The sequence below is a fragment of the Nitrospira sp. genome, from assembly GCA_024998565.1.
Lineage (GTDB): Bacteria > Nitrospirota > Nitrospiria > Nitrospirales > Nitrospiraceae > Nitrospira_A.
The window spans coordinates 131,864-158,067 of record JACOEM010000011.1; the positions used below are offsets into that span (position 1 = coordinate 131,864).

Annotated in this window: 24 protein-coding genes; 20 read left to right on the plus strand and 4 right to left on the minus strand. The window is 57.4% G+C overall.

Features of this window, described 5'->3' with window-relative positions; genetic code table 11:
* On the minus strand, positions 1-1,110 hold the full coding sequence (locus H8K11_16660) for a WD40 repeat domain-containing protein (protein ID MCS6265384.1): 1,110 nt from the start codon (positions 1,108-1,110) through the stop codon (positions 1-3).
* Between the two features lie 197 nt (positions 1,111-1,307).
* Here H8K11_16660 and H8K11_16665 point away from each other — a divergent pair, with 197 nt between their 5' ends.
* From H8K11_16665 to H8K11_16725, 13 genes are all read left to right on the plus strand, one after another.
* Complete coding sequence (locus H8K11_16665) at positions 1,308-2,339, plus strand: hypothetical protein (GenBank protein ID MCS6265385.1); 1,032 nt, start codon at positions 1,308-1,310, stop codon at positions 2,337-2,339.
* Between the two features lie 12 nt (positions 2,340-2,351).
* Entirely contained in the window at positions 2,352-2,957 is a 606-nt protein-coding gene (locus H8K11_16670; GenBank protein ID MCS6265386.1) for a 4Fe-4S dicluster domain-containing protein, read from the plus strand.
* A 210-nt stretch (positions 2,958-3,167) separates the two neighbouring features.
* Entirely contained in the window at positions 3,168-4,145 is a 978-nt protein-coding gene (locus H8K11_16675) for a molecular chaperone TorD family protein (protein MCS6265387.1), read from the plus strand.
* Between the two features lie 99 nt (positions 4,146-4,244).
* The gene (locus H8K11_16680; GenBank protein ID MCS6265388.1) at positions 4,245-5,198 is read left to right on the plus strand and encodes a nitrite oxidoreductase, gamma subunit; all 954 of its coding nucleotides are present in this window, start codon (positions 4,245-4,247) and stop codon (positions 5,196-5,198) included.
* A gap of 276 nt (positions 5,199-5,474) precedes the next feature.
* Entirely contained in the window at positions 5,475-7,256 is a 1,782-nt protein-coding gene (locus tag H8K11_16685; GenBank protein ID MCS6265389.1) for a radical SAM protein, read from the plus strand.
* 89 nt (positions 7,257-7,345) lie between these two features.
* A complete protein-coding gene (locus H8K11_16690; protein MCS6265390.1) occupies positions 7,346-8,467 on the plus strand; it encodes a hypothetical protein in 1,122 nt (373 codons plus the stop codon).
* Between the two features lie 33 nt (positions 8,468-8,500).
* Positions 8,501-9,313, plus strand: coding sequence for a tetratricopeptide repeat protein (locus tag H8K11_16695; GenBank protein ID MCS6265391.1), 813 nt, complete (start codon positions 8,501-8,503; stop codon positions 9,311-9,313).
* A gap of 24 nt (positions 9,314-9,337) precedes the next feature.
* Positions 9,338-9,631 (plus strand): twin-arginine translocase TatA/TatE family subunit, encoded by a 294-nt coding sequence (gene tatA, locus H8K11_16700; GenBank protein ID MCS6265392.1) that lies wholly within the window; start codon positions 9,338-9,340, stop codon positions 9,629-9,631.
* Between the two features lie 46 nt (positions 9,632-9,677).
* Positions 9,678-10,931, plus strand: a complete 1,254-nt coding sequence (locus tag H8K11_16705) for a hypothetical protein (protein ID MCS6265393.1) — start codon at positions 9,678-9,680, stop codon at positions 10,929-10,931.
* Positions 10,932-11,015: 84 nt separating this feature from the next.
* Positions 11,016-11,849, plus strand: coding sequence for a hypothetical protein (locus tag H8K11_16710; protein MCS6265394.1), 834 nt, complete (start codon positions 11,016-11,018; stop codon positions 11,847-11,849).
* A 143-nt stretch (positions 11,850-11,992) separates the two neighbouring features.
* On the plus strand, positions 11,993-12,406 hold the full coding sequence (locus H8K11_16715) for a PDZ domain-containing protein (GenBank protein MCS6265395.1): 414 nt from the start codon (positions 11,993-11,995) through the stop codon (positions 12,404-12,406).
* Between the two features lie 24 nt (positions 12,407-12,430).
* Positions 12,431-13,738, plus strand: coding sequence for a hypothetical protein (locus H8K11_16720; GenBank protein MCS6265396.1), 1,308 nt, complete (start codon positions 12,431-12,433; stop codon positions 13,736-13,738).
* 68 nt (positions 13,739-13,806) lie between these two features.
* Positions 13,807-15,045, plus strand: a complete 1,239-nt coding sequence (locus H8K11_16725; GenBank protein MCS6265397.1) for a hypothetical protein — start codon at positions 13,807-13,809, stop codon at positions 15,043-15,045.
* 91 nt (positions 15,046-15,136) lie between these two features.
* Here H8K11_16725 and H8K11_16730 read toward each other — a convergent pair whose 3' ends face one another.
* Positions 15,137-15,391 (minus strand): hypothetical protein, encoded by a 255-nt coding sequence (locus H8K11_16730; protein ID MCS6265398.1) that lies wholly within the window; start codon positions 15,389-15,391, stop codon positions 15,137-15,139.
* Between the two features lie 363 nt (positions 15,392-15,754).
* Between H8K11_16730 and H8K11_16735 the strand changes: the two genes are divergently transcribed.
* The 5 genes from H8K11_16735 (at position 15,755) to H8K11_16755 (ending at position 23,828) form a co-directional block, all read left to right on the plus strand.
* Entirely contained in the window at positions 15,755-17,809 is a 2,055-nt protein-coding gene (locus tag H8K11_16735; GenBank protein MCS6265399.1) for a sodium-translocating pyrophosphatase, read from the plus strand.
* A gap of 161 nt (positions 17,810-17,970) precedes the next feature.
* On the plus strand, positions 17,971-18,168 hold the full coding sequence (locus tag H8K11_16740) for a ubiquitin-like protein Pup (protein MCS6265400.1): 198 nt from the start codon (positions 17,971-17,973) through the stop codon (positions 18,166-18,168).
* A 204-nt stretch (positions 18,169-18,372) separates the two neighbouring features.
* Positions 18,373-20,079: a single-stranded-DNA-specific exonuclease RecJ gene (gene recJ / locus H8K11_16745; protein ID MCS6265401.1), complete on the plus strand. Its 1,707-nt coding sequence runs from the start codon at positions 18,373-18,375 to the stop codon at positions 20,077-20,079.
* 2 nt (positions 20,080-20,081) lie between these two features.
* On the plus strand, positions 20,082-22,265 hold the full coding sequence (locus H8K11_16750; protein MCS6265402.1) for a bifunctional (p)ppGpp synthetase/guanosine-3',5'-bis(diphosphate) 3'-pyrophosphohydrolase: 2,184 nt from the start codon (positions 20,082-20,084) through the stop codon (positions 22,263-22,265).
* A 48-nt stretch (positions 22,266-22,313) separates the two neighbouring features.
* A complete protein-coding gene (locus tag H8K11_16755) occupies positions 22,314-23,828 on the plus strand; it encodes a mechanosensitive ion channel family protein (GenBank protein ID MCS6265403.1) in 1,515 nt (504 codons plus the stop codon).
* Between the two features lie 16 nt (positions 23,829-23,844).
* Here H8K11_16755 and H8K11_16760 read toward each other — a convergent pair whose 3' ends face one another.
* The gene (locus tag H8K11_16760; GenBank protein MCS6265404.1) at positions 23,845-24,357 is read right to left on the minus strand and encodes a DUF192 domain-containing protein; all 513 of its coding nucleotides are present in this window, start codon (positions 24,355-24,357) and stop codon (positions 23,845-23,847) included.
* 135 nt (positions 24,358-24,492) lie between these two features.
* Here H8K11_16760 and H8K11_16765 point away from each other — a divergent pair, with 135 nt between their 5' ends.
* Positions 24,493-24,678: a hypothetical protein gene (locus H8K11_16765; GenBank protein ID MCS6265405.1), complete on the plus strand. Its 186-nt coding sequence runs from the start codon at positions 24,493-24,495 to the stop codon at positions 24,676-24,678.
* A gap of 141 nt (positions 24,679-24,819) precedes the next feature.
* Positions 24,820-25,452 (plus strand): NAD(P)H-dependent oxidoreductase, encoded by a 633-nt coding sequence (locus H8K11_16770; GenBank protein MCS6265406.1) that lies wholly within the window; start codon positions 24,820-24,822, stop codon positions 25,450-25,452.
* Positions 25,453-25,471: 19 nt separating this feature from the next.
* Here H8K11_16770 and H8K11_16775 read toward each other — a convergent pair whose 3' ends face one another.
* Complete coding sequence (locus tag H8K11_16775) at positions 25,472-25,678, minus strand: (2Fe-2S)-binding protein (GenBank protein MCS6265407.1); 207 nt, start codon at positions 25,676-25,678, stop codon at positions 25,472-25,474.
* Positions 25,679-26,204 lie beyond the last annotated feature (526 nt).

Below are 26,204 nucleotides of genomic sequence, written 5' to 3' on the forward strand. Positions count from 1 at the left end.
TTATTCGGCTGGCTCCACGCCACCTTCCCAGAGCTTCACCGTACGATCCCAGGAAGCGCTCGCCAGGCGGAGTCCGTCCGGCGAGAGGGCAATGCCGCGTACTGCTCCGCCATGGGTCTTGTCGGTTCTGAAATTTCGGCCCGTGGCGATGTCCCAGAAGCGGATGGTGTTATCGTCGCCTGCACTGATGAGCACTTTGCCGTCGGGCGACACCACTAACGACCGAACCCATCCGTTATGTCCCCGCACGACGCGCAGTTCGTTCATCGTCGGCATCTCGAAGAAACGGATCGTGTTGTCACGGCTGCCGGTGATCAGCATTTTGGCATCCGGCGTAAAGACCATCGCGCCGATCCAAAACTCCATCGGTTTCTGGAATCCGCCGTCGTCTTCGATGAAGAAGCCGCGGGTCTCCGTCGAGTCTTCGGCTGTTTCTTCCCAATGGCCGTTGTGGAGAATTTTCTCCTCTCCGCTCGGCAGCACTTCCCAGATTCTGATTTTGCCGATGTCGGACCCGCTGGCAAGGTGCACGCCATCCGGAGAAAATGCCACACAGACCGACCAGTGGTGATCGTATTGGTCCTTTCCGAGCAGGGTCATGAGGTCGGTGCCGGTCGTGACTTCCCAGATCTTGATGTCTTTATTGTGGCTTCCGCGGGCCAGCATGAGGCCGTCAGGAGACAACGACAGGCTGCAGACATTGTGATCGTAGCGGGTAAATAAGAGCTTGGTCGGCTCGCCGGTTTTCGGGTTCCACAGACGGATGGTCCGATCTTCGCTGCCCGAGGCCAGCGTGCGACCGTCCGGCGTGAACACCAGGGCGCGGATATCGGCCGTGTGCCCTCTGAGTGAACGCAGGAGTCGTCCGGTTTCAATGTCCCAGATGCGGACGTACCGATCAACCCCGCCGCTGACAATCGTCTGGCCATCGGGAGCGTAGGCGACGGACCAGACGCCGTGTGAGTGTCCGCGAAAGGTTTTGAGTTCCCGAAACCCTGCTTTCCAATATGCTAAATGGTCGACCGGAGGGGCGGCCTGTGCGGTTCCGCTCGGGCTGGTCAGCTGTCCGGTTGAGGGCGTGGTCAGGGGGGCGGTCGTTTGATTGCTCATAGAAGTCTGTGCCTCGTCGCTGTTCTGAGCGGGGGCCATCGAGCCCCGGCCGGACCCTCAACGGTTTGCAAAAATCGCTAAGGGGTTTGTATAATCGGCGGTCGTTTCGATGATCGTAAGAGAACGACTGGGAGCAAGTCAAGCACAGTACCCGTGCGGGTTTCATCCCTTCACCGAATCAGAACATGTGAGGTCTTATGGCAACCGGAGTAGAAGTTTCCAAGCCGTCGATGGAGATCCGTTTTCAGCCGGCCTTACTGCAGGAAGTCATCGACTCCTTTATTGAAAAGACGGAGCGGGAAGGGGATCCGACCTACTACAAAGAGTTTCATGAACTGGCCGACCCGATCTATGAAAAGTTCACGCTGGACGATCGCGAAGCCGAGTTCAAGAAGCTGTATCAGTACTTATTCGGTATCTGGGGGTTCTCCGATATCATCCGCGACGCGTTCAATGAATTTCCTGAGCTGAAGCAGCGCGTCGGAATCGTCCTGGTCAAGGGGGTGCTCAAGGAGGATCAGGAAGGGGTCGACGTCCTGCGCAAATGGGGCTCCGTCGAGCACGACCTGGCGAAGCAATTTGAGGAGAAGGGACTGAAGGGAGTCGGTATCAAGCTGATTCCGCGGCGGTTCTACGATCCGGCGTTGACGCGGTACTGTCGTCACGAACTCCTGCACATCCATGACATGCTCGACCCGGCGTTCGGGTACGATCCCGATACGCGGGTCGGACAGAATCCCGGCGAAGAAACGCTCATCCTGCACCGCTATCGTATTCTTTGGAATATCAGCGTCGATAGCCGCTTGATCGCCTCCGGGAAGGAGCCGATGCTCCAGAAGGAAGATCGATTCAAGGAGTTCCGGTCGTGGTATCGAAAGATTCCGCCGGCGCAGTTGAAATCCGTATTTGAGGGGTTGTGGCAGACGAGCTATTTCACCCATTCCGAATTGGTGGAAATGGCCACCGACACCCTGCGCATCCTGGATCGCGCGGTGGATGTCGAGGGCGGAGAAATTCCGGAGACCACCAATAAGGTGATGCTCATGCCGGGGTTTCCATGCCCGCTCTGCCGATTCCCGACGTACACCTGGGTGGAAGATATGGAGACCAAGCTGGAAAAATATATCTTGGACTTCATCCGCGAGAACCATCCGGGCTGGGATGTCGAGTACGGGGCCTGTGATCGTTGTGTAGAAGTGTACAAGTTGCGGGCCGACGGTGTGATGTAAGCGGGGTGTATCGTGGCCGCTGATCCTAAATACGGGCGTCGTGATTTCCTGAAAGACTCCGTTGTGTCGGTGGCGAAGGCGGCGCGGGAATTTGCCGCTCATAAGGACGCGCCCCGCGAGCAACCGGCCGCGCCGGTGCGAACAGACTGGCTGCGTCCGCCGGGTGCTGTCAATGAGGCCATGTTTCTTGAACGGTGCACACGCTGTAGCGATTGCATTGAAGTATGCCCGCCGGGAGCGATCGTGAGCGATGTGGCGAACGGTACGCCGGTCATTTTTTCGAATCAGGTCGCATGCGAATTGTGCGACGATTTTCCCTGTATTGCTGCCTGTGCGACCGAGGCGCTCCTGCCGGTTGCCGATTGTTTTGACGTGCGGATGGGTGTGGCAACGGTGTCGCACCGTGTGTGTACGGCGGGCCAGGGTTGTCATGCCTGTGTGTCAAAATGCCCTGTTGAGGCCCTCTCGATGGATTTTCACGCGCTTCATCTGGTGGTGGCTCCAGAGCGGTGCGTCGGATGTGGTATGTGTGAGCAGATTTGCAAGACGGTCAATGATCGTATTGCGATCAAGGTGACACCGGTAAGAAACCTGTCTGCCGGTGCGCGGGGCTACTGAATAAAGTGTGTGTTTACTCGTTCCGGAATGCGAAATGATCAGGCAGAGTAGTGAAACATCGGCACTTGCGGCAAGGGCAAAGGAGAGAGAGTTCATGCTTGACATCCCTCCCTCCTTTACCTATCATACGCCTCCTGTGCCGCAGGACTCAGATGTTGCGTAGTGTGCGAAAAAAATGCGCAACATGTTGAGGTGAGGAGCAAGATACGTATGACATCGAAACAGGTCGTGCAGCCCACCTCCCCGTCCTCCACCGCAATCGCTCCCCCGCAGGCGGTCGCTATAAAAGATTCGCCCGCTGTCGAACGCGCGCTCAATCGCAGCAAAATATATCTCTTGTTCTCGTGGAGTTTATTGTATCCGGAGGACGAGGAGTTCCTGGATTATCTCCAGTGTGGTGAATTCGTCGAAGATGGACGAGCCGCATTGGACGGATTGCGTCTCGCGCTCGATGGCATCGGTGGTGATCGGGCCAGCCAAAAAATCGCCCTGATGAAAAAACAGTTCGACCAGATCGAGAAGCTGGTGTCGGCTGAGTGTGTCAATTGGCAGATCGGCGATCTCCAGACCGAGCATCGGCGGGTCTTTACCAATGTGATCACGCTGGATTGTCCTCCCTACGAAACACTCTTCGGGAACGATCACGTCTTCGCGCAGTCCCATGTGATGGGGGACATTGCTGGTTTCTACAAAGCTTTCGGAGTTGAACTTTCCAAGGACGTGCACGAGCGTCTCGATCACCTGAGTGTCGAGCTGGAGTTCATGCATTTTCTGACTTACAAAGAGTCCTATTCCCGTTGCCATGATGGTATCGACAAAACTGAGATCGTGGTCGATGCGCAAAAGAAATTTATCAAGAATCATATCGGCCGATGGGTGCCGTTGTTCTGCAGAATGTTGGCGAAGAAGTCGGACACGGGCCTATTCAAGCTGATTGCCGACTGTATATCGGAATGGATGGATTTTGAGGTCGCCTTCCTCGGAGTGACCGTGCAACCGTACTCTGAGGCGGACTATAGACCAGCTACCTTCAATGCTCCGGAAGGTCAAACCTACGAGTGCGGGGCGCAGGACAAGGGGAATGAGCTCAGCATGTTGCTGAGTGAGGTCGGCGCTGAGTCCTTCATGGACCAACAGACGAAAGAGAAGGCCGGCGAGAAGAGCGAAGGCCCAGTCGGGACTGCGTAGGAGTTCTCGGTTTTCGGGCAGTGCAGTATTCGGTTTTCGGCAGACGTTATACGTTCCCAGTTCTTTTTCTTATTAATCTTTCAGAGGAGGGCATACGCAATGAGACTGGTGCAGACACGCAATAAGCGTTTGGTGTTTGGCATTCTGTTCTCTGCGCTGATCGTCGGCATTATGTTGACGATCGGGCAGGTGCCTCTCGCGGTCAGCCAACCGGTGACCATTCCCGTGAAGGCGATCAAGGGGGTAATCCCGATGGATGGTGCAAACCCCATCTGGGAAGGAGTGCCAGGTGTCATCATCCCATTGAGCGGCCAGACCATCACGACTCCGATGCATCCGAATATCTCGGTGAAATCGGTGTTTGTGAAGGCGGTCAGCAATGGGAAGGATTTGGGGTTGCGCCTTGATTGGAGCGACCAGACCAAGAACGACACGGCAATCGGTCCGCAGGATTTCCGCGACCAGGCCGCCGTCATGTTCCCGGTCAACACCGCTGGCGCCCCGCCATTCCAGTGCATGGGCCAGTCCGGTGGGACGGTCAACATCTGGCGTTGGAACGCGGAGTGGCAGAAGGATCTCGGCAAGGACAGCGCTGGGATGTGGGACGTGGATGATCAATACCCCGGCATCTTCTGGGACTACTATTTCGAAGAGCCGGCTGGTGGAGTGACCTATCCGGATCGTATCGGCCGGAGCCTTGGCCCATTCAATTCCGGCATCTGGTCCGGTAACATCATGTCTGATCCGACCCTGCGCGTCAGCTCCGTCGAGGATCTGAATGCCAACGGATTCAGCACCTTGACCACCCAGGCCCATCAGGATGTGATCGGCAATGGTGTGTGGGAGCCGTCCGGGTCCCTCAAGGGCGGTGGATACACCGGCCCGACCTGGCGCGTGGTCGTGAAGCGTTCGCTGGAGACCAGCGATGCCAACGACACTCAGTTCAAGGCGGGCGCTTCGGTGCCAATCGCCTTTGCAATCTGGGATGGTTCCAACATTGAACGGAACGGTATGAAGGCACTCTCCACCTGGTTCACGCTGAAGATGCCGTGAGCCTAGTGGCCTGAAGCGGCCAATCCTACCCCTGTGCCGGGTAGGAATCGTGTAGTGATTCGTAACAGGAAGGCCCCGAGTCGTTGCCAGAAATGGCAAAGTGATTCGGGGCCTTCGTGCGTTTTGACAGCAAGAGCCTCAACCTCTGGAAGGCCTGAAATTTCTTGACGTGCACAGGGCGGAGGGTTGCATTCGGACTGGAGCGGAGTGTATATACCGATACGGTCCAATTCTTCTGAAAATACTGATTTTTCTGCTTAATATAAAGATAATCCTATGAAAGTTTCACTCCTGTTTCCTCCTACGTGGCACCCATCCCAACCGTATCTCAGCCTTCCATCACTCACCGGATTCCTCACCCAGGCTGGAGTCAAAAACGTCTCTCAACGCGACCTCGGCATCGAGCTGTTGGACAAGGTTCTGACGCAGTCCTTTGCGCATGGGCTCTACCAGCAGTTGGTGGACAAACAGCAAAGTCTGGAGCGAGAGCGGAGCGGTGAGAGAGGGCCTGGAAGCGCGGAGCAGCTTGCTCGCGTCATCGAGTCGCTCGACCGGTTTCCGTATTTGTTTGAGCGAATCGAACTGGCAAAAGAGACGCTACGCGGCGAAGGCTTCTACGATATTGAGGCGTACCGTAATAGTCTCTTTCTGATCGATAAATGGCTTGAGGTCCTCTCCTCGTTGTACTTTCCGACGCGAATGACCGTGGTTGATAACCAATTCGGCGACTATTCGATCTACTCCTCAAAAGATCTGATCAAGGCCATTCGTGACGAAGGGCAGAATCCCTATATTAGTCTCTTCCGGGAGCATGTGTTGCCGTCGCTGCTGACCGATCGTCCGGATCTGGTCGGTGTCTCGATTACCGCGACGTCGCAAATTATTCCAGGGCTGACGCTCTGCCGATTGATCAAGGAGCATGCGCCGGAACTGCATGTGACGGTGGGGGGAAGTATCTTCACCCGGTTGGTCGATAATTTGCGGCGATGTCCATGGTTGTTTGACCTCGTCGATGATTTCGTTGTGTTTGAAGGCGAAACAGCCCTGCTGGAACTTGTGAACCAGATGGACGGCAAGCGGGACTTCAGCAAGGTTCCGAATCTGATTTATCGCCAGAACGGCAAGATTACGGTCAATCAGCCCTTCTACTCTGAGAATATCAATCAGCTCACAGCGCCGAACTACGACGGCTTTCCGCTGGATCTGTATTTGTCCCCCGAGCCCGTCCTGCCGGTACAATTTTCACGGGGTTGCTACTACAAAGATTGCGCGTTCTGTGCCCTGACCCTGGATCACCAGAATTTCCGGCAGCGTGATCCGGGGAAGACGGTGGACGATTTGGTCTGGTTAAAAGAGCGCTATGGAGCGCAGTCCTTTTTCTTCACCGACGAATGTTTCGCCCTCTCTCCCACCAAGCGTTTGTGTCAGCAGATGATCGAGCGGCAGGTCAACGTCAAGTGGACGTGCGAACTTCGGTTCGAAAAGAATCTGAGCCGAGAATTACTGACACAGATGCGGGACGCCGGCTGTTTAAAAATCGTGTTCGGTCTGGAATCGTTCAATCAACGCGTGATGGACTTCATGAAGAAGGGCATCAAGCAGGAATGGGTTCGCCGGATCGTCGATGACTGCGTCGATCTTGGGATTGCCGTGCACTGCTATGTGATCGTCGGATTTCCCACGGAGAAGGAAGAGGAAGCTCTGGATACCATGAACTTCGTGGTGGGGAATAAGAAGCTCCACGAGTCCTACGGATTCTCCTGTCAGCCGTGCTTGTTCGATCTGGAAAAAGAGGCGCCGATCATGAGCGATCCGGGCAGTTACGGCATCCGCCGGATTATGCGGCCGGCGACCGAAGATCTGAGCCTGGGCTTCTTTTACGAAGTGCAGGAGGGCATGACCCCGGCCCAGGCCGAGCAACTCTATCAGCAGGTCTACGAAAAGATCAGCGAAGTCGTGTGCGAATTGCCGTTTAATTATTCCATGGCCGACGGGCTCCTGTATATCGCCCGGGCCAAGTCGCAAGCGTTGCAAGTACCACAACCGACCGGCTCTTAGCATTCGTGCGGTCATCAGGGCAGGCCTCGTGCCCATTGACCGGTTGTAGGTAGAGGATTATCATCAACGTTTTGCACAGGGGGCTGGAGATGTCTGCTGTAGCCACCGCCGCTGAACGGTCAACCGGGCGGGTCGAAGATCAGGGACTGTTGTTCGAATACACCATTAAGTTGGTGTTGTTCGTCGGATTTTTCGAACTCGTCCTCTATCGCCTGGTATCCCGACTCGGTATGCACATCAGCAAGATTGCGGCCCAGCATGAGTGGGTCGGAACGATCTTCCAATTGCTGACGTCTGTCGGTTTTGCCTTGCTGAATGTCGTCGCGATTTTTGTATTTCTTGCCCTGGTGGTTTTGCTGGTGAACAGGGCTCGGGCCAAGGGCATCACGGGTTTGAATGCCGTCACGATTCCCAGTGTGGCGCTCCTGCTGATCCTCACGGTGTCCTTTCTGATTGTGCCGCCTGCCATGCTGGGCTCTATTGCCTATAATGTCGTAACTCTCATTGCACTCACCGCGCTGATGCTGGAGTATCTCTCCCAGCAGCAGGACTGGTCGAAGCGAGTGATGGGTGCGGTCTATTACTTCGGCATTTCCGGGTGGCTCTACTATCAAATCTTCTCCACCGCCTATGGGTGGATGGGGGTGATTGCGGCGCCGCCATTTGTGTATGAAGCCAATCGTCTCGGCGAAGCGTTGATGGTGCTTGCCAGCATCCTGGTGTTCTGGGCCTATGGGCGCGGGGTGTCGTTCCGTACCAGAAATCGACAGCAGCGTCGGCGCGCGATCTGGTTCGGGGCCGTCTCGGCGGTGGTGTTCTTCGGCTTGCTATTTATGGATTATTTTCTGGGGCTCTACAACCCGGTGTTGGCCAATTCCATCCGGAAAGCCGGGGAGGGGATCAGCTGGATCTTTCAGATGGGCATGGGGTATACCTTTTATCTGCCCTTTGCCTTTTATGTCGCAGGGCTGCTCTGCTGGTCGTACACGGTGATCAGGCTCGTGACGATGGGCCGTCTTGCGGGATACGGCTTGGCGCTGATGTTTATCGCCGGGTATGCATTACTGTTTTCCAGCTTGACCCTGATGGTTGTGCTCGGGGTCATGCTGTTGACGCTTGATCGTCCCAAAGGTGCGGTGACGGAACAGGCGGCGGTAACCAGGCCACCCATCGTCGGTACGCAGGAATCTCTCGTTGGTGGACAAATTTAATCTTATGAGTCACCCAGATTAGGATACGCTGTTATGGATGAACAGACACAGGCAAGCGGAGCAGAGCAGGCAAGTGCGGCGGTGGATCCTGGTGATCAACCGTTGAACCCCGATGAGGAAATTGCGGAAATTGAGAAGTTGCTCAGCGCCGAGCCGGACGATTTTCAAGCCCGGTGTCGGCTGGGGGAATTGTATTTCAGCAAGGGTCGGCTTGACGATGCGCTTACGGAAGTGAAAAAGTCGATCGAGATGGCGGAGGGACTCAGGACCGAGATGAACCGGTCGCTGGCCATGTACTACTCGAATCTGGGAACCATTTACGCCACCAAGGGCATGGTCGACGAGGCCGAGGCGGAATTCAAACGCGCGTTGGATGTCCATGCGTATGATGTCCTTGCTCTGTTTAACCTGGGACGTGTGCAAGCGGATAAGCGAAAGTATATGGAGTCGAAGAATTACTACGAGCGGCTCGTCGAGATCACGCCGGACGATCCGATGGCGTGGTACAATCTCGCCGGTGTGTACGTGGAACTCGATAATCCTCAAGTCTCCGATTACAACACGATCGACATGGGGATCCAGTGTTATCTTCGTGTCTTGGAGTTGGATCCGAAGCATCTTGAGGCGAGCTTCAAACTGATGGAAATCGCCCTCAATCATCGGAAGACAGATTTGGCGATCAAGGTCATGGAGAGCGCGGTGGAGCACAGCCCGGACGAGCCCCTCGCTTACTACAACTTGATCAGCGTCTACGACAAGTGCAAGATGTTCGAGCAGGCCGAACAGGCTCGCCAGCGCTTGAAAGAACGATTCGCGAAGAAAGCCAAAGAGGGAGCCGCATCCTGAACATGTGAGCAAAGGAGACACACCATGTTTGGCAGTCTTGGTTTTACAGAGTTGATCCTGATCCTGTTTATTGTGCTGATTATTTTCGGGGCAGGGAAGTTGCCCCAGCTAGGCGAAGGGATCGGCAAAGCGATCAAGGGCTTCAAGAAATCCGTTCACGAGGCGGATGCAATCGAGGCCGAGGCCCAGGCGCAAGCGCAGGCCCAGCAGGCCGAACCGGTGCAGGCACAGGCTATTCAGGCCCCGCCGCCGGTAGCCATGTCGGCGCCTGTCGTTGAGCAGCCGGTTGCCGCAGCGCCCCCGGCCGCCCGCGCGTAGCATCTTTCGGCACAATGGGCCCAGCACAGAACGGATTGAGACAGTTATGGAAACGGATGTTCAGTTAGCGGTCGGATACATTGAAACCTTTGCTGGAAACGGGAAGGCGCGAAGCACGGGGGACGGCAAGCGTGCGGTGAAGGCAGGCATTCCACTGCCGCACCATGTCGCCTTGGATCGGGACGAGCGCTGGCTGTATTTCGCCGAATCAGGCAGTGACCGGGTTCGTCGCGTTAATCTCGCGGAGGGTACCGTCCATAATTTTGCCGGGATCGGCGAGACCTGCTACAGCGGCGACGAAGGGCCTTGTGGAGAAGCCGGACTGTATCTGCCGCTGGATGTTGCCTGTGATTCCCGCAATGATCTCTATGTCTGCGATTCCGGCAGTAACCGGATTCGTAAAATCGATCGTGAAACCGGAATTATCACCACAGTCGTGGGCACCGGTGAACATGGGTTTAACGGTGATGGCCCGGCGTTGGAAGTGAATTTGACCTGGCCTGCGGCGATTGCCTTCGACGCGGACGATGTGATGTATATCGCCGACACGCAGGCGCACCGGATTCGTCGGTACGATTCGCGCACCGGCCGGGTGGAAACCATCGCGGGAAGCTGGACTGCGGAAGACGAAGCCCGGGAGCAGCCGTTGGTGGCGCGCAACCTCGTGGTGTTGTCCGGCGATGCGATCGGCATCGATTTCAGTGATGACAACGGGTGGCTGATGCCGGTCTGTTCGGATGGACTCAGTCTGTCGATGTACCTCGATGACGGCCATCCGGCCATGGAGGCGCGGCTGTATGATATTGTCGGCATCGCCGTCGACAATGCCGGTGATGTGTATGTCGTCGACAAAGGCAGTAATCGTGTGCGCAAGATTGATCGTAAAACCGGGCTGATTTCCACCCTCGCCGGTGTATGCCGGTACGGATACGATGGAGACGGGAAGCCGGCGGCGAAGTCGATGTTGCACGCGCCTGAAGCCATTGTCTTCGATCAACACAATCACGCCTATATTTCCGACACCGGCAACCATCGGGTCCGGAAGGTGGATGCGGACACAGGCTTCATCAGCACGGTGGCCGGCAACGGTGACAGTGGGTACGATGATAAGAACATGGGTGGCTGTGGCGCGGCGCGGTTTGTCGCCAAAGATGCCGCAGGCGCACTGAAGCATGGCGATGGTCTGCTCGCCGTCGAGGCGGTGGTCAATTCTCCGGTGGGGTTGACGCTCGACACGCAGGGGTACCTGTATATCTGTGAGCGGGGTGAAAACAAGATTCGTCGCGCCAAGCTGTGGTAGTGCTTGAGTAGCGGATTCAATGTCCCGCGCGCAAGGGGTGCGGGAGTGTTCGCAGTGAGCGGATTGCGTCGGGACATGAGGCGAATGAGATCGGTTCACACATCCCGCACCCGGTTACTGACATTTCTCTCCAGCCTGTTCGTTCTCGCCCTCATTCTGGGCGGTCTCGGTATCCCCATCGTCAGTTCAGAAGGCATGATCATCCGTGCACAGGTCCTCTCGGGTGACATCCCGACGGCGCCCGAAGATCCCCTCTGGCAGAAAATTGCGCCGATGACCTTGCCGTTGAGTGGCCAGGTGATCACCCGGCCCGTGTGGCCGGAGCCGACGGCCCATGCATTGGCGGTCCGCGCCGTGCACAACGGAACCGACATCGCCTTCTTATTGGAATGGCAGGATAATACGAAAAACGATCGCCTGACTCCCGGCACCTTCCGAGACGGTGTAGCGCTGGGATTGCCGCTCGGCGATGCGCCGGCATTTTTCTGTATGGGCCAGCTGGATCATTACATCAATATTTGGCATTGGAAGGCCGATTGGCAGAGCGACATCGACCGGCGTGCTTCCAGGACCACGGAGAAAGACAAGGCGGCCAGCGGTGAGCCCAGGCGCTTTGAGGTCATTCCGCGGCGGGCGTCCTCCGTGGAAGACTTGATCGGCGGCGGGTTCAGCACCCTGACTACCAAGGAGAAGCAGGGGCGCGTGCAGGGAAAGGCGACGTGGAAAGACGGCACGTGGCGCGTGGTGATGCGTCGGCCGCTGTCGAGTGAAGAGCAGGAGAATGAAGCCAAGCTGATTCCAGGTCGTATTCAGGCCGTGTCGTTTGCCGTGTGGAACGGCGAGAACAAAGAGCGCAACGGACAGAAGGCCATTGCCCCCTGGTTTCAACTCGCGCTCGATCCGGTCACAAAGACGTAATTCTTCCTGGTAGGATGTGACTGTCGGCATGACATGCCGGTTCGGTTTCAACCTGTGCGGATGAGGCGAACCCGTTGGAGGGAATGTCCAAGAAGAATCGAACGATTTTCACTAGAGCCCTTTCTCTCGGAAGGGCTCTTTGTGTGTGTGGGGCCTTGTTCATCGCGACGGGATGGGTCTTCCAGGCCGATGCGGGTACTGAGGCGAACGGCGAGATGACGGTGGAGGAAGCCGTTCAACTCGGGGAAGAGTTCGGAATCGCGGTCGGTGAAGTCGATGAAGAGGTACAGAAGGAGCTCAAGTTACAGCGGCCTGAAGGCGTGGCCGTCTTCGAAGTGATCGGCAATTCCAGGGCGGACTATGCGGGGATCAAGGTTCGGTCGGTCATCAAGGAGATCGACAAAAAGGAAGTCCGCAACCTGATCGATTTCGGGAAGGCCGTCAAGGCGGCGATGAAAGAGTGCAATTTTACCGTCGGGACCTATGAGCCGGCAGATCCGGGCGATCCGGTCGGCTGGGGCGTGAATTTTCATTTTGTCGGGTGCAAGCGGGACTAAATCCGAACCGATCATGAGCGCAGCGTGAACGACAAGGGACGATCGATTCAAAAATTGGCGATGGGCGGGCTGCTGCTGTTCATGGCCCTGCTCAATATCACGTTCCACGAGCGGGCGATCGCGCAGAAGACCGATGGTCAGGTGCCGGCTGATTGGATGGCCGAGATCGAAAAGATCTTCATTCGATCGGAAGACTGCAAACAGTGCCACGATCGTCATTACGAAGAATGGAAGGGGATGCGCGAGCAGACTCCTGATCTGAAATCGTTCGGGCGGGTCGATGCGGCTTTGTTGCATGGTACCTCGTTCGAATCCCCGGTGTTCCGGACGGTGCTGGGGATCTGGATGCAGACGAATCCGACGATGCAGGAGCGGCAACGTTGTTTGTCCTGCCATGCGCCGGCCGTGACGGTCTTTCCACAGCATGTCGAGAAGATCAGCGCTCAAATCCTGTCCGGCAAGCCACAGGTCGAGGGGATCGGCTGCGCGGCCTGTCACCTCATCAACGCCGTCGAAACAACCCCGCTGCCTCCCCCGACGTATAAGGTGCAGCCGGGCGAGATGCTCTACGGTCCTTATGCCGATCCGGAAGAGAATCTGGTGCATCCGGCGACGCAGTTGCCGCTGTTTCGTGGCGCGAATTTCTGCACGTCCTGCCATTTCGACAAGGTGAAGGATGTCACGCAGAAGGATCTGCCTGGAGAGATTCTGCAAGGGACGATTTGTCAGGATTGCCATATGGAGCCCTCCACGGGGAGTTCCACGTCGAAACGCGGCGCCATGACCCGCGCGATCGGCCGCCATTGGTTCCGAGGCGTTGTGATTCCCGGAACGTTGCTCAAGAACCGCAACCTGCAGGCGGAATGGATGCCGCGTATCGAGATAGAGGCTGCGAAGTCCGGAGCGGGAGTAGACGGCACTGTGCTGGTGAAAGTCGGCAGTCTGCCCCATAGTTTCCCCGACGGCGATCCGGTGTTGAAGCAGTTCCTCCTTGCGATTACCGTTAAGGATGCGCAAGGAAATGTGTTGGGTGAAGAGACGAAACGATTCGGTCTTCCCTACGACAAGATTCTACGCGGCCCGATTCCGGACCCGTTCATCAAGGGCGGCAACACGCGCCGTGTCCCATTCTCGCAAGCCCTGAAGGATGGAGGCGCGCCGGCGACGATTGAGGTCGTGCTCAGCTATGCATTGATCCCGGAGCCGGACGCTGAGCTCAAGGCGAAGTATCTGGCGAGCCTGGCGAACGAGCAGGAGCGGGCGACCGCAAAAAAGGTCATTGAGGAATACATTCAGCCCCGTATGCTAACCTATCGGGCCAAATCACTCTAAGCTTCCCTGCAGCAGGCCGTGCACTACATGCAGCGAGGATTGAGTACTGTGCGGAGGATACGCCGACGGTGAAGAATCGACGAGGATTACTGCAGGGGTTCCTGATCGGCCTGGTGTTGTTGTCGGTGGCCGTCACCAGCTACGGCGTACAGCAGGGATTGGCTCAAGACGCCAAAGTCCAAGCGACGATCGAAAAGGCTTTCCCCAGCTCGAGTAAGTGTAAGCGATGTCATGAGCGGGTGTTCGAAGAGTGGGAGACCTCGCCGCTCTCTCGTTCGATACATACGCCGACGTTCCGGGCTGCTCTCGATGCCTACCTGACCTCCTCTGCCGGGAAAGACAAAGCCCTGTGCTTTCGTTGTCATGCCCCGCATGTGCGTGAGTTTGCCGACCAGGCTCAATTGTTCGTGACTCAGGCCCAATCGGGTGAGCCATCATTGGATGGTGTAGCCTGCGTGCAATGTCATCTCATCAAGCAGGTCGATCGGACGAAACAGCCGCCTGAGCCAAAGTACGATATCGGCAGCAAGACGATGTATGGGCCGTACAAAGATTTTACGCAGAACCTGGCACATCAATCGATGGAATTGGGGCTCTTCCACAAGTCCGATCTGTGCCTCAATTGCCACCAGGTGGTGCCTGCTGCGGCGGACCTCGGCAAGGGTAACGACTTGTTGGGGAATTGGGACCAGAGCAAAGCCGTGAAGTCGGGCAAGGAATGCCAGACCTGCCACATGCCTGAGCAGGTGGGGGAATCCGCCAATGGAGAAGCCAAGCGGAAGGTGGCGAATCATACGTTTCCCGGTCGCATCGGTCAGCTCAGGCAGGAGGCGGCTAAGCTGGAGGTCTCGACCAAAGTCGAAGGGGAAAAAACGACCGTGACGGTCGCCGTGCAGAGTCTGGTCCCGCACAACCTGCCGACGACCCATCCCGGGTGGGCGAGCGTCGTCTTGGAATTGGATATCAAGGGCAAGAACCTCAAGACCGTGTTCAATGATAAACGGGTCTACGGTCGGACGTACGCCGACGCCAAGGGCCAGAAGACGGTATTCGATTTTGAGGCTGTGAAGGTGCTTGAGGAAACGGTACTCAAGCCGGAAGAGAAGCGCGTTGAAACCTTTACCTTCACGACACCGAAGGACACCAAGACCTTCGACGTCGAGGCCGTTCTCAGCTATGCGCCTGTGACCGGGCCGCCAACGTTTCTGCAGCGGATCGAGGCGGAATCCTCCAAAGGTGCGCAGGACCCTGTGTTTCAGTCCATCCCCATCGCGAAGTTCAGCGAAAATATTCCGGTCGCCAGGTAGCATCGCTCGTTATTCGTGACGCGTGTCTTGTTCGAGACCAGGTCCTCCACGGTCATACGTAAGAGGAAGGAAGCGTTACGAGAGAGGCGGATTATTCGGAGACGATGCTGGAGCCGGGGGACTTCATCTTGAAGATCTGAATGGCGCTGTAGATGCCCTTGGCCGGGTGGTTGAGGATGAGTCGAGAGTTGGTGATGTGCGTATCGATCAATTCGTACTGTCCGCCGCTGTAATACACATCGCAGTCGTCGATCTCGCAATTCTTATACACGTGATTGTCCAGCGCCAGCTTGGTTTTGCTGAACTTCTGCTGATCGATCAGGATGTATTCCGGCGCCAGTCCCATCGAGTACTCCTCAATCCGCGCGCACTATAACAAAGTCCCTCTCCTTCCGCAAACGACGGGCAGCGAGGGTTCGGCCGAATCGGCGTGCTTCAAGCCTTCACGCCACCCATCTTTCGCCTTGATCAGATGCCGACCTCGCTATAGAATGGCGCCACTTTCCCGCTCGTTCGCACCGTGTCTGTTGTCGGGCATGCAGCATTTCTTCCTGCTGCGTTCTCAGCTCGCGATGGGTTCAGGCCACGGAGATTCTGTGACATTCGTCGACCGTTGTGCGTGACTGGTTCATGTTCGCGACGGGGTATTCGCGTAGATCCCATAGCTGGATTCTCAGTTTCACCATTCTGTTAACAGGAGGAGAACACTGTGAGCGACTCAGCGATTGTGACCTTTGCTTTGATTGCGGCGATTGCCGGTATTACCTATGGCCTCTATCTTGCCATGTGGGTATTCAAGCTCAACGCGGGTAATGCGAGGATGCAGGAAATAGCGAAAGCGATTCAGGAGGGCGCCGGCGCCTACATGAACCGCCAGTACAAGACGGTCGGCATGGTGGCGGCGGTGCTGTTCGTAGTGCTCTGGGGGGCGGGCGCCGTATCGGATAAGTTCGGGATGCTGACAGCCATCGGATTTTTGATCGGCGCCGGGGCCTCCGCGCTCGCCGGTTATGTGGGCATGATTATCGCGGTCCGGGCGAACGTGAGGACCGCGCAAGCGGCGCACAACGGCATGAACGCGGCGTTGACCGTCGCGTTCCGCGGCGGTGCGGTGACGGGGCTGTTGCTGATCGGGCTCGGCCTCTTGGCGATTACCAGTTTCTACACACTAGCCTCGCAGATGGCCGGGCAGGAAAAGGCGATTCATGCCTTACTCAGCCTAGGTTTCGGCGGCAGCCTGATTTCCGTGTTTGCGCGCGTCGGCGGCGGCATCTACACCAAAGCGGCCGATGTGGGTGCGGACCTGGTCGGCAAAGTGGAAGCGGGTATTCCTGAGGATGACCCTCGTAATCCGGCCGTTATCGCCGATAATGTGGGCGACAACGTCGGCGATTGCGCAGGCATGGCGGCGGACCTTTTCGAAACCTACGCGGTGACGACCGTGGCCGCGATGGTCCTCGCCTTCACGATGTTCAAGGGTGTCAGCGCACCGATTTTGTATCCGCTCGCGTTAGGCGGGGTGACCATTTTCGCCACCATCATCGGCATTCTGTTCGTGAAGGTCAGTCAGGGCGGAGAGATTATGCCGGCTCTGTACAAGGGGTTGTTCGTGGCCGGCGGGATTGCGGCCGTGGCGTTCTTTCCGATCACCTCGAAGATCATGGAGGGGGTCGGCGGAGTGAGCGGCATGAGTTATTACCTAGCGGCATTAATGGGGCTGGCTGTCACGCTGGCTCTGGTCTTCATCACCGACTATTACACGTCCAAAGAGTACGCACCGGTGAAGGATATTGCCAAGGCCAGTGAAACGGGCCATGCGACGAACATTATTGCCGGTCTGGCAGTGGGGATGCAGTCGACGGCTGCGCCGGTGGTCGTCATCGGTGCGGCGATTCTCGGCAGCTATTGGATCTGCGGCGGCGCGGCGTCCGGGGGACTGTACGGCGTGGCTGTGGCGGCAGTGTCGATGCTGTCGATGGCGGGGATCGTGGTCGCGATCGACGCGTTCGGTCCGATTACGGACAATGCCGGCGGGATCGCTGAAATGGCGCATCTGGGCAAAGAAGTGCGCGACATCACAGACCCCCTCGATGCGGTCGGCAATACGACGAAAGCGGTCACGAAGGGGTATGCGATCGGTTCGGCCGGGCTGGCGGCGGTGGTGTTGTTTGCCGAATTCGCGCGCGAAGTGGCCAAAGGCACTCAAGCCAGCACCTTCGACCTGTCCAATCCATTGGTGCTGGTCGGGCTTTTCCTCGGGGGGATGTTGCCGTTCATTTTTGGCGCGTTGTGTATGAAAGCGGTGGGCCAGGCCGCGGGGCTGGTTGTGGAAGAGGTCCGGCGTCAGTTCCGAACCATCAAGGGTATTATGGAAGGCACGGGAAAGCCGGAGTACGGCACCTGCGTGGATATCGTGACGCAGGCGGCGATTCAGAAGATGATGATTCCGGGGTTGATTCCCGTGGTGGCCCCGATTCTGGTGGGCGTGATCCTTGGCCCGCAGGCGCTTGGCGGCGTGCTGGTGGGGAGCATTGTGACAGGTCTGTTTGTCGCCATTTCCATGACTAGCGGCGGCGGCGCGTGGGACAATGCCAAGAAATACATCGAAGAGCAGGGTTTGAAGGGGACCGATACGCATAAGGCGGCAGTGACCGGGGACACGGTCGGCGACCCGTACAAGGATACGGCCGGGCCGGCGATCAATCCGATGATCAAGGTCATCAATATTGTGGCCCTGCTGATTGTCTCGCTCATTGTGAAATAGTTGAAAGGGCCAGTCGGGATGCGGCGGGCGCGAGGCCTGTCGACGTTCTATCCGCGATGCCCACCGGATCTGTTCCTCGGCTTGACGCGTTCAAGGACCCTAGAGTAAGGTGACTGGAGATGGGTCATTCGAACACGTTCTGATTGACTGGAGGTGCTCCCATGGAGAAGCAGGAGAGGAGACCGGAATCCAGGAAAGAGTCTCATCAGAAGGAAGAGGTCAAGCCGAATCCGAAGGTCGTCGAGTCCGGGAAAAAAATGAAAGAGGACATCGACAAACTGGTCGATGAAATAGACGACGTACTCGAAAAAAATGCCGAAGAGTTCGTGAAGAACTATGTGCAGAAAGGAGGGGAATAGTCCCCTCCTTTTTCTTATCCGCTCCCTGTCTGTCCCTCTCGCTGTTCTCCCGAAGCGCGGGTCGCTCATCTGAGCATGAAGCGTGATGGCGCTTCGCGCGCCGCTCTCGTCGAACGGGCCCCGTTTGACAAAAAATAGATGAGTCGATACCATTCCCTCACTTCTTAGTAACTTCTGATTATTTCAGGTAAAGATAGAGGATTCATGCAGGAAAAGTTATGGGTATTTCGGGCGGCGGATCGTGCCTTGCAGCACACGCTGTCGCAGCAATTATCGATCTCGCCGGTGACGGCGTCGGTGCTGCTTGCGCGCGGTGTCACAACTCCTGATGAAGCGACCCGTTGGATGTCCAGCGTACAGGGCGGACTGCACGATCCATTTCTGCTCCCGGATATGGAACCGGCTGTCGAGCGGTTACATCAGGCCCTCGCTCGCCAGGAGCGGGTCTGTTTTTATGGCGACTACGATGTCGATGGGGTCTCGGCGACGAGTCTCTATCTGTCGTTCTATCAAGGGCTCGGCGGGAATGCCTGTGGCTACATTCCGCATAGGGTTCGCGAAGGCTACGGGTTGAACGAGGGCGCCGTTCGTCGCTTAGCGGAAGAGGGGATTTCGCTGCTGATTACCTCCGACTGCGGGACGACCTCGCACCATGAGATTGCGGTCGCCCGGGAACTCGGCATGGATGTCATCGTGACGGATCATCATCAAACCGATGCCACGATGCCGGCCGCCCTTGCCGTGCTCAATCCGCACCGGCGCGATGCGATCTATCCGTTCAAAGGACTCTGCTCGGCGGGGTTGGCGTACAAGGTCGTGTCGGCATACCAGCAACGCTATGGATCCGGCGAAGTGGAGCCCGACTCTTGCTTGGATTTGGTCGCGCTGGCAACGGTGGCCGACATCGTGCCGCTTCAGGACGAGAATCGGATTCTGGTGCGGGAAGGCCTGACGCAGATCACGCGTGGGGCCCGCGCTGGAATTCGCGCGCTCAAGCAGGTCGCCGGTATCGCGAAGGCCTGTACGAGCGAGACGATCGGGTTCCGTTTGGGGCCACGGTTGAATGCCGCGGGACGGCTGGACCATGCCATGCTCTGTGTGCGGCTATTGACGACGGAGTCCGATCAGGAGGCGATGCAGATTGCTGAGCAGTTGGAGCAGTTGAACCGCCAGCGGCAACAGATCGAGGAAGGCATTACCGGTGAGGCGGCAACCTATTTGAAGCAGGATGAGCCGGCCGCGGCGATCGTCTTGGGTTCGCGTGACTGGCATCTGGGCGTTGTCGGGATCGTGGCCGCCCGTTTGGTGGACCGGTTCCATCGTCCGAGCATCGTGATTGCGATCGACGGGCAGGGCATAGGGAAGGGCTCGGCCAGGACGGTGGAGGGATTCGATCTGTATCAGGGATTGTCCGAGTGCAAGGATCTGCTGGAGGCCTATGGCGGTCACCCGAGTGCCGCCGGACTGACGCTCAAGGAATCACGCTTGGAGGAATTCCGCCGGCGGTTCTGTGAGGTGGCGGCTCAGTGGGCCGGTGGTGCTCGCACGGTGCCGACCCTGCACGTCGATGCCGAGGTGAAATTGACGGATGTCAATTTCGACCTGATTCAGGAATTGGAATCCTTGCATCCCTTCGGGGCCGGCAATCCCGAGCCCACATTGGCTGTTCGCGGCCTGGATGTGGTGGATGCGCGAGTCGTCGGCGAGAAGCACCTGAAGTTGCGTGTGCGGCAAGGGCGGTCCTTTATCTTCGATAGCATCGGCTTTCGCATGGGCTCGTTTGAAGAGCTGGGGTTGAGGGCCGGTCGGCCGGTGGACCTGGCGTTCAGTCCCGAGCGCAATCATTGGAACGGATACGATCGGGTGCAGTTGCGTATCAAGGCCCTCCGTATGAGCGGTGAGGTGTCGTAATTATGCCGCATGAGACGGTGACAGAACTCGATCAATTGATCGAGCGGGTGAAGAGCTATAACGTCGAGGCGGATTTGGACCTCGTGCGTCGGGCCTATGACTTTTCAGCCAAGGCCCATGAAGGGCAGATGCGTCGATCCGGCGAGCCCTATTTTCGTCATCCTCTGGCGGTGGCCGGGCTTCTGACCCATTTGAAGACGGACGTGACGGCCATCGTCGCGGGGCTGCTGCACGACACGCTGGAAGATACACTAGCGACCCCGCTTGAATTGGAGCAGCGGTTTGGAAAAGACGTCGTCCACCTCGTCGACGGCGTGACCAAGATCGGCAAGATTACGTTCCGGAACTACGAGGAAAAACAGGCGGAAAATTTCCGCAAGATGGTTCTGTCGATGGCGGACGATATCCGGGTCGTCCTCATCAAGCTGGCGGATCGGCTCCACAACATGCGGACCCTCGAATATTTGAGCGAGGGGAAGCGGCAACAGATCGCTCAGGAGACGCTGGAGATTTATGCTCCGCTGGCCAATCGGCTGGGTATCGGCTGGATTAAGAACGAGCTGGAAGACCTCTGTTTGAAACATCTGAAGCCGGACGTCTACGAATCCTTACGTGTGCTGGTGGCGAAGCGGGACGAAGACCGGCAGCAGTACATCATCGAAGTCATCGACCTGGTGAAAAAGGCCATGGCCGAGGCCGGTTTGCAGGGTGAAGTGTCCGGGCGTCCCAAGCACCTGTACGGCATCTACCAGAAGATGGAGAAGCAATCGATCTCATTCGAGGAAGTGTACGATCTTGCCGCGCTGCGCATCATTACCGACATCAAGATGAACTGTTATGCGCTGCTCGGCGTCATCCATTCGCTGTGGCGCCCGTTGCCGGGTCGCTTCAAGGATTACATCGCGATTCCGAAATCCAACATGTATCAGTCGTTGCACACCACCGTCGTCGGACCCAAGGGTGAGCATGTCGAGTTTCAGATCCGCACGGAGGAGATGCATCGTGTTTCCGAACAGGGCATCGCCGCACACTGGAAATATAAAGAGCATGGGCGGATCGACGAGAAAGACGGAAAGGTGTTTAGCTGGCTGCGCCAGTTCGTCGAATGGAATCAGGATTTGCCGGACAATCGTCAGTTCATGGATTCGGTCAAGCTGGATCTTTTCCACGATGTCGTCTACGTCTTTACCCCCCAGGGGATGGTGAAGGAATTGCCCAAAGGCTCCACTCCGGTCGATTTCGCCTATTCCGTCCACACAGAAATCGGTGATCATTGTGTGGGGGCGAAAGTGAACGGCAAGATCGTTCCGCTGAAACATATGATGGAAAGCGGAGATATGGTCGAGATCCTGACCGCCGCCAATCAAACGCCTCACCGGGATTGGTTGAAATTCGTCCGCACGTCGCGCGCAAAAACCAAGATCAAACATTGGATCAAGGCCGAAGAGCAGTCCCGCAGCATCGAGATCGGCAAGCGGTTGCTGGAAGCCGAATTCCGCCGCCATGGCCTGGCGCCGGCGCAGATGATGCGATCGGAACAACTCCTGGCCGTGGCCAAACAGGTCGGGTATGAGACGCCGGAGGAACTGGCCGCGGCCGTCGGCTTCGGCCATGTACCGACCTCTCAGGTCATGAGTAAAATCATTCCGCCCGTCGCGACCGAAGGACAGACCCTCGCCCCCGAGGTTCCGCCCCCTCCGAAGCCGGTTACCGGACGGGCCGATGACACGGGTGTGCAGGTCAAGGGCGCGCGAGACCTGTTGATGCAACTCTCCCGCTGCTGCAATCCTGTACCGGGCGACCGCATCTTGGGATATATCACCAGGGGGCGAGGGCTCACAATCCATACCGTGGATTGTCCCAATTTGGAAGCGTTGGACTATGACAAGAACCGGCTGGTCGAAGTCGAGTGGGACCATTCCACGCCCAGTACACACTCCGTCAAGGTCTCGGTCATCGCCGTAGACAAGACTGGAGTGCTGGCGCATGTCTCGACGGCCATCTCCGAATGTCAGGCCAATATCAGTCGGGCTGAAATTACGACCCGCGAGGACCGGAAGGCGATGCTGGATTTCATCATCGAGGTCCTGGACACCGCACATCTGGCTCGGGTGCTGAAGGCGATTGAAAGGGTCGATGGCATCATCACCGTGCGACGTGTTCGCTCATGGCAAGAGCGCTCCTAACTCGAGAGGTGTTCGTGTGTTCTCCTCCCCGCATCAGATGAGATCCGCATGAGTCTGGGGCTGCTGGTCGGCACGGTGCTGGCGATGCTTGCCGGCTTGGCGGCCGTGCTGACGGGCCTGACCTATCTGTTGGCTCGACGCGGCAAGTCGGCGCCGCCGCTCCCGTTCTATGCCGGCGGTGTGGGCCTGGTGCTTGTCACCGCCGCGTTGGTCGGTCGCAGTGACCTCGTGGGCCACATTCCGCACTTTGTCCGGTCTGGACTCGATGTCGCGGCCTGGCTGGGCGCCTCTTTTTTTCTCTTTACGATTCTTGATGCCCTGATCATCGGCGAATGGCTGATCGAACGGGGGCAGCGCTATATCCCCGATATTGTCCGGCAGCTGCTCATCGGCGCGGAAGTGGTGGCTGCCGGAGTGCTGATCCTCTGGCTGGTCATGGGGATCAACCTCGTGGCCCTGGTGGCGTTGCCGACGGTGGCGGCGGCGATGGTCGGTGTCGCGTTAAAAGATACGCTGACGCGCTTCTTTTCCGGAATCGAGCTGGGAAAGATTGTGAAGGTGGGGGATTGGATCACGGTGGTTGATCGTGAAGGGATTGTGACCCACATCGGCATGGAGCATGTGACGCTGCTGACTCGCACTCAGGATCTCGTCTCGCTGCCTAACGATCTGGTGATCCAGAGCGGGGTGACGAATTTCAGCAGGCCCACGACGACGCATTTTTGCAGCGTGTATGTCGATGCCGCTTATCGCACTCCGCCTGAGCGGGTCTGTGCGACATTGCTTGAGGCGGCTGTGGCAGTGCCAGGGGCATTGCAGGACCCGAAAGCAACCGCTCTGGTCACGGCATTTAATGAATCGGCGATCCAGTATCGCATCAAATTTCCGATCGGTGATTTCGCACAGCGGGATATGATCGAAAGCCGGATGCGGACGTACATTTGGCATGCCTTTGCGCGCAATGGCATTGAGATTCCATTCCCGCAGCGTGTGATGCATCAGTCGGACGAACCGGAGGTTGTTGCGAACGGGCAGGCGGTCGGGCGCATGGTTGCGCAGCTCGCGGCGGTCGACTTTTTGGGGGCGCTCGATGCCAAGCAGCTCGAAGTACTGGCCAAAGAAGCGCGGTGGGAGTCCTACCTGCCCGGTGAACGGGTGGTTCGTCAGGGGGATCCTGGAGAAGTCCTCTACGTCATCGCTTCCGGAACAGCTGATGTGCGGTTGGAACAGGGGGGGCTCAGTTCCACGGTGACCACGCTTGACGCGGGGAAGTTTTTCGGCGAGATGTCGTTACTGACCGGCGAGCCGCGTTCGGCCACGGTGGCGGCTGCAACGGAGCTGTTGGTCATTGCCGTCGGCAAACAGGCCTTGCTGCAGGTTGTTCAGGATGATCGCCGGCTGATCGAGCGTATGGGCGAGGTGGTGGCCCGTCGACAGGCGGCGACGGCGGCGGCGAAGGCGCAACTGTCTCGTGAGGCAGCGGTCCTTTCGGCAGTCACACACACGCGCTCCCTCGTCGAGCGCATTCAGAGCTTTTTCTGGGGGGCGCGTAAGACGCAGTGATCGCTGTGATGGATGGTCAAGGCTGTTTGAAGCTCAGTTTCATGCCGCGTTGAAGCTGTAGCGCTGCTGCGCGGCCCCCGCCGAGTTCGAGAACGTACAGCGCCCCTTCCTCGGAGTGGTACTGAGGACAACCGTCGTCCTGTCTGGTGCAAATGGGGACGTTTCGCTCGATATGGACGATGGTTTTCTTCGCGTCCATCCAGATGATATCGAGGGGGATCTTGGTATTCTTCATCCAGAATGTCCAGGGCTGGGCGTCGCCGAAGATGAACAGCATACCTCGGTCATCAGCCAGATGTTCCCGAAACATCAATCCCTGGGCTCGCTTCAATGCGGTATCTGCCAATTCAGCCTGAATCAGCGTGCCGGTCGGTGTTTTGACTGTAATCAGTGTGTCGGTCGGAGCATCAAGGGCCCAGCCGGAGTAGGTTCCAAACAGCGTGGCGACTCCCCAAAGGCAGCCCACGACAATCTTCAACAGTCCTGGAGACTCTGCGTGACCAGGATGGTGTGATGTGATCGGTACCATGCCCGCATCCTAGCGGGCTCCTTCTAGGTCGTCAAGGTGGAGAACGTGGTTGGAGGCAGTGCGTAGGCTGTCTTGCAATTTCGCCGGCCCCTATGCCATCCTCGCCCTATCCTTTGGCTTGGATGGAGGTTGCTCATGAAAGAAACGCGACGTGTGTTGTACTTGCGCGGCGTATTTGTGTGTCCGAAGTGCCGCCAATCCTACGTGCAGGAAAAATGGATCGAGGAGTTCAGAATTCGCTGTCACAAGTGCGATTATCGCGGGACCTTGACCCAAGTGTCCGTCGAAGAGCACATGGACGAAGAAACTGTTCGTCGGTAAGCGCTACGGTTCTGTTGGGCGAGTTGTCCGGAGATCCCGTCCCCACTCCTCGATTCGAAGTTGCGACTAGTATATGCCAGGCCGCTCTTGGCCTGGCCCAGCCGATGTCAGGGTTGTTGTTTACCTAATTAGAGGTGCGTCATGATTCAGCTGTGGCGAGTGCTGCTTCTGTGCGTCAGCAGTCTTCTGGCCTGGCCCATCATTGCTCAAGCTGCTGATGACCCGCCCACGATCAGTGTGCTGGTGGCGTATCACTCTGTTTCCGGGCATACCGAGCGAATGGCCGAGGCGGTCGCGGAGGGTGCTCGATCGGTGTCCCGGACGCATGTGACCCTGAAGCGTGTGGGGAAGGTGACGGCTGAGGAATTATTCGCCGCGGATGCCATTGTGCTCGGCTCTCCTGTCTATTGGTCCAATATGGCCGGTGAGATGAAGGCATTTATTGACGACTGGCAATTCAAGTTCGGCGTATTCCCTGAATTTAAATTGAAAAACAAGGTAGGGGCTGCGTTCGCAACCGGCGGTCAGATTTCCAGCGGGAAAGAGCTGACGATGCTCTCAATCCTTGCGGCGATGCTGGGGAATCAGATGATTATTGTGGGCGGTGGTGGTGCGTTTGGCGCTTCTGCGACAACAGAAGGAGACAGTCCAGGGATCGATGCGCAAGAGCTGACCGGCGCCCGCGAGTTGGGTCGGCGGGTGGCTGACGTGGCCGGTGCCGTTAAGAGGGGATTCGAGTCACTGGGAAATCGGGCCGGTTCGAGCGGGCCGTGATTGCTTCTGGATAGTGATTCTAGGACCGCACAGGATTCTGACAGGTAGTCTCCAGCTGGCTCTTCGCCAGCGACACAAGTTCATGGATATTCTTTGCGCAACGGCCGCAGCATCCGTTATCGCGCAAGCCGAATTCAGCAACGATTTGTCTGGTGGTCAGGAAGCCCTGACGACCGGCCGCCCGCACATCTGATTCCGTTAAGCCCTTACATAAGCAAACATACATGAGTGGCATCTCCCACTGATGATCGGTTGTCCTTGTGGGCGTCTAAGTCAGTCAATTGCTCGATACTGATAACTGTTCTCAACTATTGAGAGTATAGCGGTCAGACGAATTCCTGTCAACATCTGGATAAACCGGCTTCCTGCTTCAGCTGTAATGCGGAGTGGCGGTTGCCTCGGAATACACTGTGAAGCCGAGTGTATTGAGGTGTTGGGGAGATGAGGGGAATCTGGGCTCCAGGGCGGCAGTAGCTTGAGCTCGTTGAAGAGTGGGAATCCCAGCTCTCGCGGCATCCTTGCGCAGACACTTGCCCGTTCAGGGAGATGCGCGAGCTATTCGGGAACAATGAGTGTCGGCAGGCAGAAAATGTGGGCTGCAAAGTACGAAGGCAGGAAGTTCTTGCGAACCTCCTGCCTTCGTTGTGCTGCGGTCCTTCACTAACGAGAGAAGTTGCCCTCTCTCGTCAGTGTGAGTCTTACAGCCAGTTCACGCGCTCGGCCGGCCGAATATAGATCGGCTCTTCGACCTG

Coding starts and splice junctions, on each gene's coding strand:
- H8K11_16660 (MCS6265384.1), bottom strand. CDS start 1,110: ATGAGCAATCAAACGACCGCCCCCCTGACCACGCCCTCAACCGGACAG.
- H8K11_16665 (MCS6265385.1), top strand. CDS start 1,308: ATGGCAACCGGAGTAGAAGTTTCCAAGCCGTCGATGGAGATCCGTTTT.
- H8K11_16675 (MCS6265387.1), top strand. CDS start 3,168: ATGACATCGAAACAGGTCGTGCAGCCCACCTCCCCGTCCTCCACCGCA.
- H8K11_16680 (MCS6265388.1), top strand. CDS start 4,245: ATGAGACTGGTGCAGACACGCAATAAGCGTTTGGTGTTTGGCATTCTG.
- H8K11_16685 (MCS6265389.1), top strand. CDS start 5,475: ATGAAAGTTTCACTCCTGTTTCCTCCTACGTGGCACCCATCCCAACCG.
- H8K11_16690 (MCS6265390.1), top strand. CDS start 7,346: ATGTCTGCTGTAGCCACCGCCGCTGAACGGTCAACCGGGCGGGTCGAA.
- H8K11_16695 (MCS6265391.1), top strand. CDS start 8,501: ATGGATGAACAGACACAGGCAAGCGGAGCAGAGCAGGCAAGTGCGGCG.
- tatA (MCS6265392.1), top strand. CDS start 9,338: ATGTTTGGCAGTCTTGGTTTTACAGAGTTGATCCTGATCCTGTTTATT.
- H8K11_16705 (MCS6265393.1), top strand. CDS start 9,678: ATGGAAACGGATGTTCAGTTAGCGGTCGGATACATTGAAACCTTTGCT.
- H8K11_16710 (MCS6265394.1), top strand. CDS start 11,016: ATGAGATCGGTTCACACATCCCGCACCCGGTTACTGACATTTCTCTCC.
- H8K11_16730 (MCS6265398.1), bottom strand. CDS start 15,391: ATGGGACTGGCGCCGGAATACATCCTGATCGATCAGCAGAAGTTCAGC.
- H8K11_16740 (MCS6265400.1), top strand. CDS start 17,971: ATGGAGAAGCAGGAGAGGAGACCGGAATCCAGGAAAGAGTCTCATCAG.
- recJ (MCS6265401.1), top strand. CDS start 18,373: ATGCAGGAAAAGTTATGGGTATTTCGGGCGGCGGATCGTGCCTTGCAG.
- H8K11_16750 (MCS6265402.1), top strand. CDS start 20,082: ATGCCGCATGAGACGGTGACAGAACTCGATCAATTGATCGAGCGGGTG.
- H8K11_16755 (MCS6265403.1), top strand. CDS start 22,314: ATGAGTCTGGGGCTGCTGGTCGGCACGGTGCTGGCGATGCTTGCCGGC.
- H8K11_16760 (MCS6265404.1), bottom strand. CDS start 24,357: ATGGTACCGATCACATCACACCATCCTGGTCACGCAGAGTCTCCAGGA.
- H8K11_16765 (MCS6265405.1), top strand. CDS start 24,493: ATGAAAGAAACGCGACGTGTGTTGTACTTGCGCGGCGTATTTGTGTGT.
- H8K11_16770 (MCS6265406.1), top strand. CDS start 24,820: ATGATTCAGCTGTGGCGAGTGCTGCTTCTGTGCGTCAGCAGTCTTCTG.
- H8K11_16775 (MCS6265407.1), bottom strand. CDS start 25,678: ATGTATGTTTGCTTATGTAAGGGCTTAACGGAATCAGATGTGCGGGCG.